The sequence below is a fragment of the Bacillus sp. GB_SG_008 genome (genome assembly GCF_052038115.1).
In the GTDB taxonomy this organism is placed as follows: domain Bacteria; phylum Bacillota; class Bacilli; order Bacillales; family Bacillaceae_G; genus Bacillus_A; species Bacillus_A rhizoplanae.
In genome coordinates, this window is record NZ_JBPZSK010000005.1 from 68,533 (window position 1) to 82,996 (window position 14,464).

At 32.8% G+C, this 14,464-nt stretch carries 11 protein-coding genes; 8 read left to right on the forward strand and 3 right to left on the reverse strand.

Annotation, left to right across the window (positions count from 1 at the left end; genetic code table 11):
* Positions 1-359 precede the first annotated feature (359 nt).
* The 8 genes from ACTDJC_RS14155 (at position 360) to ACTDJC_RS14190 (ending at position 10,057) form a co-directional block, all read left to right on the forward strand.
* The gene (locus ACTDJC_RS14155; protein WP_440603789.1) at positions 360-2,861 is read left to right on the forward strand and encodes a right-handed parallel beta-helix repeat-containing protein; all 2,502 of its coding nucleotides are present in this window, start codon (positions 360-362) and stop codon (positions 2,859-2,861) included.
* 207 nt (positions 2,862-3,068) lie between these two features.
* A complete protein-coding gene (locus tag ACTDJC_RS14160; RefSeq protein ID WP_440603790.1) occupies positions 3,069-4,118 on the forward strand; it encodes an acyltransferase family protein in 1,050 nt (349 codons plus the stop codon).
* 159 nt (positions 4,119-4,277) lie between these two features.
* A complete protein-coding gene (gene galE / locus ACTDJC_RS14165; RefSeq protein WP_440603791.1) occupies positions 4,278-5,327 on the forward strand; it encodes a UDP-glucose 4-epimerase GalE in 1,050 nt (349 codons plus the stop codon).
* A 394-nt stretch (positions 5,328-5,721) separates the two neighbouring features.
* Complete coding sequence (locus ACTDJC_RS14170; RefSeq protein ID WP_440603792.1) at positions 5,722-6,321, forward strand: sugar transferase; 600 nt, start codon at positions 5,722-5,724, stop codon at positions 6,319-6,321.
* Between the two features lie 7 nt (positions 6,322-6,328).
* Entirely contained in the window at positions 6,329-7,303 is a 975-nt protein-coding gene (locus ACTDJC_RS14175; protein WP_440604004.1) for an ATP-grasp domain-containing protein, read from the forward strand.
* Positions 7,293-7,988, forward strand: a complete 696-nt coding sequence (locus ACTDJC_RS14180; protein ID WP_440603793.1) for an HAD family hydrolase — start codon at positions 7,293-7,295, stop codon at positions 7,986-7,988. The genes ACTDJC_RS14175 and ACTDJC_RS14180 overlap by 11 nt, the downstream gene beginning before the upstream one ends.
* A gap of 31 nt (positions 7,989-8,019) precedes the next feature.
* Positions 8,020-9,171, forward strand: coding sequence for a DegT/DnrJ/EryC1/StrS family aminotransferase (locus ACTDJC_RS14185; protein ID WP_440603794.1), 1,152 nt, complete (start codon positions 8,020-8,022; stop codon positions 9,169-9,171).
* A gap of 541 nt (positions 9,172-9,712) precedes the next feature.
* Positions 9,713-10,057, forward strand: coding sequence for a helix-turn-helix domain-containing protein (locus ACTDJC_RS14190; RefSeq protein WP_440603795.1), 345 nt, complete (start codon positions 9,713-9,715; stop codon positions 10,055-10,057).
* A 435-nt stretch (positions 10,058-10,492) separates the two neighbouring features.
* Here ACTDJC_RS14190 and ACTDJC_RS14195 read toward each other — a convergent pair whose 3' ends face one another.
* The 3 genes from ACTDJC_RS14195 to ACTDJC_RS14205 all read right to left on the reverse strand — a co-directional run bounded on the left by ACTDJC_RS14195 (position 10,493) and on the right by ACTDJC_RS14205 (position 13,968).
* Positions 10,493-11,602 carry a nucleotidyltransferase family protein gene (locus ACTDJC_RS14195; RefSeq protein WP_440603796.1) on the reverse strand — a complete coding sequence of 370 codons (1,110 nt, stop codon included), beginning with the start codon at positions 11,600-11,602 and terminating at the stop codon, positions 10,493-10,495.
* Between the two features lie 36 nt (positions 11,603-11,638).
* Positions 11,639-13,465, reverse strand: a complete 1,827-nt coding sequence (locus tag ACTDJC_RS14200; protein ID WP_440603797.1) for an ABC transporter ATP-binding protein — start codon at positions 13,463-13,465, stop codon at positions 11,639-11,641.
* A gap of 284 nt (positions 13,466-13,749) precedes the next feature.
* Entirely contained in the window at positions 13,750-13,968 is a 219-nt protein-coding gene (locus tag ACTDJC_RS14205) for a hypothetical protein (RefSeq protein ID WP_440603798.1), read from the reverse strand.
* Between the last annotated feature and the right edge of the window lie 496 nt (positions 13,969-14,464).

Consider the following 14,464-nt stretch of genomic DNA (forward strand, 5'->3'; position numbering starts at 1 on the left):
TTATTTAAATGCAATAAGAAATAAGGATTCAGAATATCTATATCAGCTAGGGGGAAATATGTATAAAAGAGAAAGATCAAGAAAATTTCTTAAAAGTATTTTATCTAAATTCTGTTGAAGCAAATCTTTATGAATGTAAAAAAGGTATGTTGTTAAATATCACTTTAAAAATATAAAAAAGTTTTCTCGGCGTTTTTGATGAAAATGTCCAATGAAGTGAATGTTATTGATTCTATTCGGAGTAAGGATAAATTGGCTATTTTATATGTCCATTTATGAATTTTAAAAGGTAGTTTGTGACACCATTCCTCTAAATGTAGCATTTACTATATTATAAAACTTAGAAGGAGTGGGGAATTTTGCCTATCGGGGGTTGTTATATTATTGAACTGGATCGATGGGGTATCAAAAATGATGGAACGCTACCTATAGAAACAACTCAAGGAATCAATAATGCATTTATGTGGGCAGAAAATAATGACTTTCAAATAGTCATTCTACCAAAAGGCAATTATCTTATAGATAAAAATTCGACATTAATACTTCGAAGCAACACATATTATAAGTTTTATGATTGTCTATTTATTAAAGAAGCTAACAATCTTAAAGAATATACTGTAATAGTATGTGATAGCATTAAAAACGTAATAATAGAAGGTGCGACAATAAAAGGTGATAGAGAAACACACGATTATTCAAGTGGTGGTACACATGAATGGGGTCACGGTATCGAATGTAAGAACTCATGTTATAACATCTTGATAAAAGACTGTGAGGTGAGTGAATGCACAGGAGATGGATATGTGACATCTATGGATTTTTCCACAATAGGTGGGGTACAGCACCCAGCCCATTTTGCAAAAGGAGATATTAATAGTCAAGGGAATCTAGACACTACAAGAACTAATTATACAACAGTAACAAAGTTCTTTGATGTTACTGGGGAGTTGGTGAAATCTGTTGGTTATTTTTATTATTCAGGAGACGGATATGGTGGATATGGGAATGGATGTAACTTAAATAAAATTATTATAAAGGTACATTTTTATACAGAAAATGGTTCATATTTAGGCTATAGAAATACAAGGTCTTATGAATTTGTATATCTAGATTCAATGCCTGTAGGGACAACGAAAGTAAGATTTTCATTTCTGCAAAATTATGACTTAATGAATGGTAATTTACATTATGTACTGTGTGCCAAAATTCCACAATATATATACTTTGTTAATTGTAAATCTCACAAAAACAGAAGACTTGGAGCCTCAGTTAATGGAGGAAGATTTATAACGTTTGATAGTTGCGAAATTTTTAATAATAGCAATCCTATGAATAATTCAATAGGTTGCAATCCAGGTTATGGAATTGATATTGAAGATGGATATATGACCAATCAAAAGATAACTATTAGAAACTCTAATATATATGATAATAGAGCTGGAGCGTTTATATGTGTTAGTACTAGAGGTGTTTATATAGAAAATAATAAATTTAAAGGAAATGTTAATTTATCAGGAAGTGGCGATGACTATTTATCCGTAAATAATATGTATTATGGGTCTATTGCAGGTAGATCTATAACAAGTGGAGTTGAGACGGATGGAACATTTTGTGCATTTAGAAATGATTCTATATTTGGTCAAGCTTGTAGTATCACTGGGGGAAACACCACTTTAGATAATTGTGTTTTTTCAAAAAGTACTGTTTCTTTAGATGGAGAAACAGTGAAAGTTAGTAACTGCAAATTTACTTTTGATGACCCTGACAAAGACGGGATATTTGGTTTTAGAAGCAAAAATTTAGAGATACGTGATTCGTTATTTGATATTAGAAGGGCTAAGGGACTAGTATCAGCTAGTTACGCTCAAACTGAGAATGCTATATTTTCTCATGTAAAGTTTCTAACAAATGAATGTAGTGGTGGACATTACGTAGGAGCTAAGAATCTAATTGTAGAAGACTGTGAGTTTATTCATAGTGGTAACGTAGCTAATTATAGTCGTATGATGGCATCTGAATCCATGAGGGTTGAAAATACTATTATTAAAAATCAATCTTTTAGGTTTGATGGAGGCGATATCTATGGTATTGAGAGATTAGCTAAAAATACAGGTTATACCACGCATAGTTTTAGGAATAACCAAATTATTTGGGATGCATCTTACGGACTAGCAGTCCATGAAGCAAGAGGATCGGGAGTTTCATTTATTTATATCCCAAGATTAGAGATTACGGGTAATAAACTTGAAGTTAATGGGAAAATTAATTCTCTTGGTTCTCAGCAAACTCTTAGAGTCTTTACTGAGAATTATTTAAATCTTTCTAATAACACAATTGTTACTACCAATGATACTGGTATTAATACTATAGGGACTATTACTATAGAAGGTGCATATCGGAAACCAGGCTCAACACTAGCAATTCCAAAAACGCTTATAGTGGCACAAAATAATAACAAAATTAATTCAGATATTATATTCACTACAAATGTAAATTCACAATTAGAAAAGAATGTATTAGGAAACACCTTGTTAGCTTCTCTAGTTTCATCAGAGCCTACATTCGGTAAATATAGTCGTGGAGAATTGTTGTACAATAGTACTCCGACTGCCGGTGGATATGTTGGATGGGTTTGCATAAATGCAGGCACAGCAAATAACAACGCGTGGATAGCGAATAAAGGATATTCAATCAATAGTTTGGTGAATAGTAATGGAAAAGTTTATAAATGTATAGTAGCAGGAACTAGTGGTATAATTGCACCTTCACATACTAGTGGTATAGCTACGGATGGTAGTATAACATGGCAATATGTGGATATCTTAGCTATATTTAAAACATTTGGATTAATTTCAAGCTAGAATAAATTTTGTTCTAGCTTTTTTATTTAAAGCAATTTGGTCATTAAAATATTACATACTGTATTCTTACCAATACCACTTTCAAGTAAATCTTGTTGAAATAGGAGATAGTACATTTATATACAGGTATGGAGGAATGTATAAAAACTAAAATATAGACATGAAAGGAGTGCAACTGCTACGGAGATTTCAAAAAATGACACGAAAATGCTAAAAGGAGTAGCTATTTTATTCATGCTGCTCCTTCATTTATTTTGCCAGAAAGAGGTTAATGGATTGTATGAGACCTTTTTAATAGTTAACGGAGTACCTTTAGTTTACTACATAGGATTATTTGGGGATGCGTGCGTTCCGATATATTGTTTCGTAAGTGGATATGGATTATTTATGGTGTACAACAAGGAACAGACATCTAACGTAATGAAGAACTTTACACGTATTTTCAAGCTACTGACTAATTTTTGGATTGTGTTAGTCCTGTTTGTTGCCAGTGGTTTCTTTGCAGGTAAGGCAGAATCTTTCCAAGGCGGCATAGCTGAATTTTTTCTCAACTTTTTTGTATTATCAAATTCATATAATGGTGCATGGTGGTTTTTACAAACATATATTATTCTTGTTTTTTTTGCACCTTTTTTCACTAAATTAGTCAGAAAATATAATTCATTGGGGTTGCTAATCATTCTTGGTGCTATATATTTAATAAGTTATATTCAGCGTATAAAACATGTTTTCGATTTTGGGGATTATATAGTCCTAAATGCATTTGTCAATGCTATGGTGTTGGTTGGTACATCTTTATTACCATTCATTGTTGGTTCCATTTTTGCAAAAGAAAAAATGTATTCGAAATTATACAATATGTGTTACAACTTGTCTTATAAGAATACACTTTGCACTATTGGTATAGTCATGTTGGTAGTCATCCATTCTTTTTATGAATCTATGATCATAGCACCTTTTACAGCTATTGCGTTTATATGTTTCTTCAATCTTATGAATAAGAGCAGATTCATACAAAAGGTATTTACCTTTTTTGGTGATCACTCAACAAACATATGGTTAACTCATATGTTTTTTTATATGTCAATTTTTCCGGAACTTACATTTGCACCTAGATATCCTATCTTAATCTTTGGTTGGTTGATAGTACTGTGCCTTGGTTCATCATATGTAATAAATGTCCTATATAAACCTATAATACGAATTATTGACAAAAAGAGTTTCATTGTGCGTGATAATGAAAAAGCAGTTGGTTAGGATTACTTAACTTAAACTAATAAACTATAAAATTTTTAAATAAGTGTACAGCTCAACAAACGAATTGAGCTGTTTTTTGTTTTTTAATGCAAGAATCTAGGAAGCTTCAGGAAAAGAGGATATTCAAAGAATGATAATAACTTTGGGAGGAAAGAATATATGAAAATTCTAATCACAGGCGGAGCAGGCTATATCGGAACTCATACGTGCGTAGAATTGTTGAATGCTGGATATGAAATCATCGTGGTAGACAATTTTTCAAATAGTAAACCACAAGCTTTAAATCGTGTTCGCGAAATTACAGGAAAAGATTTTCTATTTTATCAGGCAGATTTATTAGATAAGGCTGCATTAGATACTATTTTTTCTGAAAATCAGATTGATGCTGTTATTCATTTTGCAGGATTAAAGGCAGTTGGTGAGTCAGTTTCCTTGCCACTTTGGTATTATGAAAATAATATTACAGGCACTCTTAGACTATGCGAAGTCATGAAAAAGTACAATGTAAATAAAATAGTCTTTAGTTCATCGGCTACAGTATATGGAATGCCGGAGAGAGTTCCGATTTCTGAAGACTTTTCACTTGGAGCAACGAACCCTTATGGGCGCACGAAACAGATGATCGAAGAAATGTTACGTGATCTGTATGTGTCTGACCATGATTGGAGCGTTGCTCTTTTACGTTATTTCAATCCGATTGGAGCGCATAAAAGCGGACGAATCGGAGAAGATCCAAGTGGTATTCCAAATAATCTTATTCCATACATTACACAAGTAGCTGTTGGAAAGCTAAGTGAGCTAAGCGTTTTTGGTAATGACTATTCAACGCAGGATGGTACAGGTGTGAGAGATTATATACATGTTGTAGATCTTGCGATTGGGCATTTGAGAGCTCTTGGAAAGGTATTGGGTTCTAATGGGGTAGAAGCATATAATTTGGGAACTGGTCATGGTTATAGTGTATTAGAAATGGTTACTGCCTTTGAAAAAGCATCAGGTAAGGGAATTCCATATAGAATTGTAGATCGTCGCCCGGGTGATGTAGCTATTTGTTATGCGGACGCAACAAAGGCCAAACTAGAGCTGGGATGGGTTGCTGAAAAAGGAATCGAAGAGATGTGTGAAGATTCATGGAGATGGCAGTCAAATAATCCAAATGGTTATGAGGAAGAAGTCGATACACTAACGGTAAATGGTGTGACAGAATAAAATAATTATTAATGAGGTTTACTTTGTTTAATAGTAGAAAGTAAAAGCTAATTTAATTGGAAACAGCCGAACTTTCTATATTCAATCATATTTTACGAAAGCAGGGTTAAATATGAATATTTCTGAGAAATTAACTCAACAACAATTCCAGGAGATACTTATGCATATATACAAAAGAGGTCAAGAATCAAAAAATGTGGAGGTAAAATGTTTAATAGAAGAAATTAAGCAGCAACTTATTTCGATTATGCATATGAAAAATTAACGGAATATTTCCAAAAGGTGAAATTTAAAATATTCATGAGGCTTATTGTGGAATTATATAACGATAGTCTTTCATATTATTTATCTGTAAAAAGGCATTCACAAGAATCTTAGTTAGGGGTCTGGTCTAATGAAGCGACTTTTTGATTTAGTGGTTTCTTTATTTTTATTATTGTGTTTTTCTTCCGTTATCTTTGTAGTAGCTGTTCTGATTAGATTGAAATTAGGATCTCCTATATTATTTAAACAACAACGTCCAGGGCTACATGGAAAATCATTCTACCTTTATAAATTTCGTACAATGACTGATGCAAGAGATAGTAATGGTACACTCTTACCTGATCAAATTAGGTTAACCTCATTTGGGAAGTTTCTTAGAAAATATAGTTTAGATGAATTACCACAGCTTATAAATGTTGTAAAAGGTGATCTAAGTTTAGTCGGACCACGACCGTTATTAATGGAATACTTACCTTTATATTCTAATGAACAAGCTAAAAGACATCATGTAAAACCTGGAATCACTGGATGGGCACAAGTAAATGGGAGAAATAGCATTTCATGGGATGAAAAATTTAAATTGGATGTATGGTATGTTGAGAATCAAAGTTTTCTTCTAGATATAAAAATTTTATATTTAACCTTTAGTAAAGTCTTAAAATCAGAAGGTATACAAAATGGAAATCACGCAACTATGCCAATTTTTAAAGGGGATATAGAACATGATTAAAAATAATATGAATATCTTGTTTACTAGTTCAGGTAGGAGAGTAGCTTTAATAAAAAAATTTAAGGAAGCTTTTGCGCAAGAAAAAATTGATGGGAACATAATTACTGCTGATTTAAAAGAAACTGCCCCGACTGTTTACTTTGGCGATAAGCATTTTATTGTTCCAAGAGTAACGGAAGAAAATTATGTAGAAGAGCTATTACAAATATGTCAAAAAGAAAATATTAGCCTAATCATTCCATTAATTGATACTGAATTGATTCTTTTAGCAGAAAATAAGCTGATTTTTGAAGAAATTGGTGTGAAAATATTAGTTTCCAGTAAAGCACTAAATGAGATAGCTAATAACAAAGTAAATACTTATAACTTTTTTATTTCTCATAATATTATTACTCCTAAAGTATATAGTGATGAAGAAATTTACAGGAAAGAGTATCAATTCCCGTTATTAATTAAGCCACATGATGGAAGCTCTAGTAAAGGTGTTACAAAAATTAGGAATGAAAATGAATTGAATTTTTTCAAAGATTATATACCTAACGCGATGATACAAGAGTATGTTTCAGGAGAAGAATATACAGTAGATGTAATGGTGGATTTTGATGGTAATATTAAAACCATTGTTCCTAGATTACGTATAGAAACGCGAGCGGGTGAAGTAAGTAAGGGTGTTACTAAGAAAGATCATAAAATTATCAAAGCTGTGGAAAATGTAGTTAAAAATTTGCCGGAGCCTGTTGGCTGTATTACTATGCAGTGTTTTAAAAAGGCAGATGGAGAAATAACGTTTATTGAAATAAATCCCCGTTTTGGAGGAGGAATTCCATTATCAATAGAAGCAGGAGCAAATTTTCCTTTATGGACAATTAAAATGTGTCAAGGAGAAGTTTTTAAAGAAAAAGATTTCAGTTGGAAAGAAAACTTAACGATGCTTAGATATGATGAAGCAGTCTTTACGGAGAGTATACAACATGTTAATTAAGGCGATTGTTTTTGATATGGACGATACTTTATACAAAGAAAAGGATTATGTGATAAGTGGTTTTAAAGCAGTTAGCAATTGGTTTAAAGAAAATTATGAGAAAACTGGATTTTATAATACTGCAATTCAATTATTCGAATCAGGAGAAAAAAAGTTTGTTTTTAATAAAACGCTGGAGAAATTAAATATTCATTATGATGAGAGGTTAATTAGCGATATGTTAGAACACTATCGATCTCATGAACCGGATATCCAATTGTTAGAGGAAGCGGATTGGATACTAAATAATTTAGTAAATACCGTTAAAATTGGACTTATTTCAGATGGATATTTAGTTACCCAAGAAAAAAAGGTCAATGCATTAAAGCTAAAAGAAAAGTTTCATTCAATAATTCTTACTGATAGATTTGGGAAAGAACATTGGAAACCAAGTCAAATTCCTTATGAACAAATAAGTAAAGAACTTCAAGTTCCTCATCATCAGTGTGTTTACATTGGAGACAATTTAAATAAAGATTTTATAACTGCTAAGAAACTGAAGTGGACAACAGTCCATATTGATAGGGAAGATGGTGTCTACTATAACCTTGTAGTTGAACAAGATTATAAAGCTCATTATACAATTGATAACTTAAGAAAACTTTCAAATATACCTGTATTAAAGCATATGTTTTTAGATACGTAAAATCTAAGTATGTATAAAAGGTTGTGATTACGTGCAAACGGTTAAAAATAAAAAACGAATCTATCTCTCTTCTCCGCATATGAGCGGTAATGAACAAAGATATATTCAAGATGCGTTTGATACAAATTGGATTGCGCCTCTTGGTCCAAATGTAGATGCATTTGAAAAGGAACTTGCATCTTTTGTTGGAACAAAGGATGCTGCAGCGGTTAGTTCAGGCACTGCTGCTATTCATTTGGCACTGCGGTTATTAGATGTTCAAAAAGGGGATAAAGTGTTTTGCTCAAGTCTTACTTTTGTAGCAAGTGCAAATCCAATTGTTTATTTAGGAGCTGAACCTATATTTATTGATTCAGAGCCCGAAACATGGAACATGTCACCTCAAGCATTGGAACGTGCGTTATGTGATGCGGATAAAGAAGGGGAATTGCCAAAAGCCGTTATCGTTGTTAACTTATATGGGCAGAGCGCGAAAATGGATGAAATCCTTTCGTTATGCAATGAATATGATGTTCCTGTAATTGAGGATGCAGCAGAATCCCTTGGTTCTACATATAAAGGAAAACCAAGTGGAAAATTCGGAAAATTCGGTATTTACTCATTTAATGGCAATAAAATCATTACAACTTCTGGTGGGGGAATGCTTGTTTCAGATGACGTGGAAGCATTAGAGAAAGCGCGGTTTTTAGCAACTCAAGCAAGGGATCTAGCGCCTCACTACCAGCATAGTGAGATGGGTTATAATTATCGAATGAGTAATATATTGGCCGGTGTTGGAAGAGCTCAATTAGAGGTGTTAGAAGATAGAGTGAGAGCTAGAAGATTCATATTTGAACGGTATTACCAAGAACTATCTAGCATACCTGGATTTTACTTTATGCCTGAACTAGAAAACACTTGCTCGAATCGTTGGCTTACAACTTTAACGATTAATGAAAAAGAAGCAGGTATATCTATAGAATCACTATTGGGATCCTTGGCTGAAGAAAATATTGAAGCTCGTCCTGTTTGGAAACCACTTCATATGCAGCCGCTTTTTGAAGGAATGAAATATTATCCTCATAGCGAAAATAATCATGTGTCTGAACAATTATTTAAAATGGGTATTTGTCTTCCTTCTAGTTCCAACATGACAGAGGAGGATCAACGAAGGGTCATTCAATGTATCAAAAACGCTTTATAAACTAAAGCACCTTTTGAATGGTATGTGTACACTCAGAAGGTGCTTTTATATGAATTATTACTTTTGAAATGGAATTAAATACGAATAAAAGTAGTTGGATGTATCTTCTTCTCGTGATGTTTTCTTTTTTTATAAAACTTTTCCTTTAGTTGAATATCAAGGCAATCTCTATAGAGAATATAATTATAAGTATACATAATCTTATGGTAATTGCTCTTTGTCTTTGTATATGCAAGTGTTAAAAGTGAAAACATAGTGCGGAACCTCCTTGATAAACTTTATGAGCGCAAAGAAGTATGTATTCAATGATGTGTAACTCATTAGCTATTTTGCGTTACTATTTCTTAATAACTTTATTTATGATGATTGTACATTTCTTTTTAAAGAATAGTATTTTTATATTGAGTTTCTTGTTACAAAAATACTTTATGACCATCAGCCTTTTATATCTTAACAGTTTTTAGAAGAAGGGTAAATCTTAGTCTTCCTTATAGGAAATTGTATGATATGAAAAAATGGGGCTAAGGAGGGGTATAAACGAATGATTGGGAAAAATATTTATCGATTTCGAAAAAATAGGGGGCTTACTTTATCTGAACTAGCAGAAAGGGCTGGAATTTCTAAATCCTATTTAAGTAATATTGAAAGAAATATAAACCAAAATCCATCTATCCAAGTGATGGAAAAGATAGCGTTGGTATTGGAGGCAGATCTCAATACATTACTCGAAGCGAAAACATATGTAGAAAAAAAGCAGCAGATTGAAAGAGAGTGGATTGATTTTGTTTATGAATTAAAAAAAGCAGGGATTGATAAAGAGGAGCTTCGGGAATACAAAATTTTAATTGATTTCATTAAATGGCAGAATTCAGGAATAAACAAGTAAGGGAATTGTTCGTTTTTGTTATTGGTAGTTTCGTTATTATTACAGATTTTATGCTATGTAGTGTACTGCAAAACTTATCTCCATACAGAAATTGCAGGCTTCTCCTTATGACAACCCGAAGTTCTTATCCGCCTAAACGTGTCTTACAAAAGTAGTTTCATTATGTTGACAGTAGCACTCTGCCTATTTTTTTACTTCTATCTTTTTAGTTTGAATGTGGTGAATTTTACTTCATGTAAAATTGTAAGCGTTTTTTTTATTGTTAATCTTACCAGTAATACCCCACCTCAAAATTCGGAAGAAAGTAAAGAAGTTAGGTGGGGAGTAAACTGCTGGCGTGTGCTTGATTGGGCGGACTTTGATTCCATAAGGATGGAGCCCTAATGATGAAAGTTTTGCTTTTACAAAATAGAGTTTTTATTGCTTCTCAACTCTCTAACGACATAATATAGTGTGTAAAAAGTTATACCCCCTCTTTTTATATAACCTTACATATTCAAAGAAAAGGTGCCTCTCCTTATTATTTGATCCCAACTCGAAAGAGAGTTCTATTTTGGAAGGAAGTATCCAGTTGTATATCGCTATTAGACGATGTTTAATTGTATCAAAATCTAAAAAGTTGAAGTAAGCAAAATTTATGTATTGCTTAAATGATTTAAAATCTCTGTCTCTGATTGCGTTGTATTCCCACCATAGATTGCCTTTTCTTTTGAGAGGGAGCTGTTTTATATTTTCTAATTGTGGAAACAAAGTATAGACAATCGCTAAAGTTCTAATGAGTCTTTTTAAAGTTTTGTGAGAAGCTGCTTCTTTAAATAAAACGGTATAATCTAGTTTGTCATGCAACATGTATATCATTTGAATCATATCTATAAAATACTTTAAAGAATTCAAATTATGCTTCCAACCATGAAGGCAAATCATATAAAAGGTATGATAATCAGATAGTTCTTTTATATGATTATACGATTTTAAAGATTTTGCTTGATTCCAAAATTCTTCTATTTGAAGATTGGATGTGTTTTCTTTTAATAGATCCCAATGTATCTCAACCGTTAGCGGAATTGTTGATCCAGGCAATGCCTTACTAAAGCTACAATGAAAATGAGAAGGGATATATTCTTCTTCAACTGTAAATCCTAGCGATTTTATGCAATCAATCGCTTTTTTTAGATCGTGTGCTTTAATTAATAAATCAATATCTGATGTAGATCTAGCACCTATGTGACCAAAATATTTTTCTGCAAATACTACACCTTTAATTGGAATAACATCAACTTCAATATCCTCAAATTTGTTTAGAATTTGTTCTGTTTGGTTTTTAATAAATAAATTTAGGTATAATGTTTCATTGTATTTTTGAGTCAACTGTTCTTGAAAAAAAAGGGGTGTTTGATTAAGTATCCCTTGTTGTTTTAATAAATAATAAATTTGGGAGTGAATTTCAAAAAACTCAATATCCTCCATGGCTTGCTTATAAAATTCTTCGTCAGTTGGTACAGGAATTTGTGGATTATATAATGCTTGTATTAAATGAACAATCAAAGATTTCAGCCCCTTTCTGTTTAGATCAATATTAATTTAAGCATTTAAAGTTATAGTATTGTTTTCTTTTAACTGTTGAGAAACTTGCATATAATATAAGTTACGATATAGTCCGTCTTTTACTACGAGTTCCTCATGGCAGCCTGTTTGCACAATTTTTCCCTCGTCCATTACGATAATGAAATCTGCATTTTGAATCGTTGATAATCGGTGTGCGATGACAAGTGTTGTTCGATTCATCATTAATCGATCTAAAGCTGTTTGTACTTGCTGTTCAGTTTTGCTGTCTAGTGCAGATGTTGCCTCATCTAACAAGAGAATAGGTGCATCTTTTAATATGGCCCTTGCTATGGCAATTCGCTGTTTTTGTCCCCCGGACAGTTTTATACCTCTTTCGCCAATTTCTGTGTCATATCTATTCGGCAGAGACATAATAAACTCATTGATGTTAGCAGCCTTTGCAGAATCGATCATTTCCTCCTCAGTAATAGTAGTACCTGGACGTGCTAATAGAAGGTTTTCCTTTATTGTTCCTCCGAAAAGGAAGGTTTCCTGAGGAACATGGGCAATTGAACTTCTTAGTTCAGAAGGAGAGAGGTTTTCAATTGGCATATCATCAATCAAAATGCAGCCAAATTGCGGTTTATAAAAACCTTGCAGTAAATTAAATAGAGTTGTTTTCCCTGCACCGCTTAAACCGACAATTGCAGTTACTTTTCCTGCTTGAATCTGTAAATTAAAATGATTCAATATTTTTTGTTGTTCATCGTAGCTAAACGTGATGTTTTGGAACTGAATTGACTTTATTACCGGTTTAGCTGGGGAATAGGTTGCTACATCCGTAGATTCAGTTGGTAATTCCAAAATCTTTAGGAGCCTTTCTACAGCTGTAATTGATCTTTGGAAGCCTGCCCATTGACCTGCTAGTCCTGTTAACGGATATACTAAATGATTAACTAGATTGATAAAGGTTAATAACGAGCCTACTGACATGACTCCATCTGAAACAAAATATGCGCCTAAACAGAGACTGATAAGAAATGTGAAGGAGCTTACAGCTTGTCCGCCTGCATAAAACCATCCACCTAGTTTTGTGTTATTTAATTCTAGAGAATATAGCTGTTGATTTTGCTTGGTGAATTTTTTATATAGCAATTTTTCCATTGTAAACGAACGAATCACAGAGAAGCCAAGAAAAGTTTCGTTAAGCAGGTTATTCATAGTACCTAGTAGGCTATGTATGAGTCTACTGTTTCGCCGAAGTAGTAGACCGAAAACGATACCTGATAGTGCTGCGAGAGGCGCAACTAATACACTTAATAAAGCTAATTTCCAATTGATATAAACTAAATAAATAAAAACAGTAATATAAATAAGAGGAAGTCTAATCAAGTTAATAAGACTCCTTCCTATAACTCCATTAATGTTATGAATATCATTAGTAAAGTGAGATAATAATTCTCCTGAACGGAGGTTAGAAACATCTTTGGCAGGGAGTAGTAATATATGTTTAAATAATTGTTTTTTTAAATCTCTTTTCACACCGTTTGTTGCGACAGATTCGAAGTAAGTATCAAAAAAAACTGATGTAATACTCATGAATGTTAGGATACATGCTAGCGGAACTAGCCATTTTATACGCTGAAAGTCGCTTCTTACAGCTGCGTCCAAAATATTTCCAAAGAGCCAAGCAAACGTTAAAGTAAGGAAGATATCAATAAATAGCAAGAAAAGGAGAACCATATACGCTGTGCGATGTCTCATAATATAAGGCCTTAATAAGGAAAAGGTTTTTTGTATGTCTTCCATTGTAAAGTATTGTTTCATTGTATTTAGTATCGCCTGTTTTTTTCGTCCGATCATATGAACCTCTAATTTTATATTTTTTTATAAAATGTATTCTCTGTCATAGATATGAAAATTGATAATGTTTATGCCAGAGAATTCAATTGTAAAGATAACAATGAACACTCTGGCAGACATGTATTTATCCCGCATTAACGGGCAGTATGCCTCCCACCTCAAGATTCAGAGAGAAGCAAAGAAGATAGGTGGGGAATAACTGCCTGTAAAAGCCCGATTGGTTCAACTAACCGTCAGTGGGGGATGAAAAAAACTCCCCACTGACGGAAGTTTCACTTTATTATTTAATTGCCTTTTCCACCGCCATGGCCGCCGCCATTCCCGTGATGCGGACCTGTATATGGAGGGTTTGGATAGTGTATTCCTCCATTTCCGTGTCCTGGGTGATCTACATTACCCTGCCCTTTGTTCCAGCTTTGGGCGGTTTCAAAGCGGATAGGTTGACTGCTTAATACCATAGGACGAGAATAGGATTTTTTTCTATTTTGATTCTCTGTCTTCATCGTTTTACCCCCTAAAATAAAATGTAGCGCTTGTTGTTCATTATAAAGAACGAGAGATGCGAAGTAAAGATACATAAAATGATATTTTCTAAATTTTTTATTATATCAATAAGTAATTATTTCCCATATCAAGATTGTCAGGAATCAAAGGAAATATATGTGGAATAGATACTACTGGAATGTACCGCTTTGTCATACTTTTCATCAATAAGGATGAAAAACCACCCATTGATAGAAGTTTCACTTTATACTTGTATTTCATTACTGCAAAATAAAGAATTTGTTCGTGGTGCTAGATTAAAAAAAGAAATGAAGGGACTAAAAAAAGAGTACAAACCATATGGGAATTTTGTAAGTTTCTAAGTTGAAAAGAGTAAGGGATAGCATAGAATGTTTCAGTAGCTATATCTATTTTGAATCATATAAAAATATATTTACAAACAGAATATCGGTGTTTAAAATGAAAATAAATTCATTATATAGAACAAAATAAAGT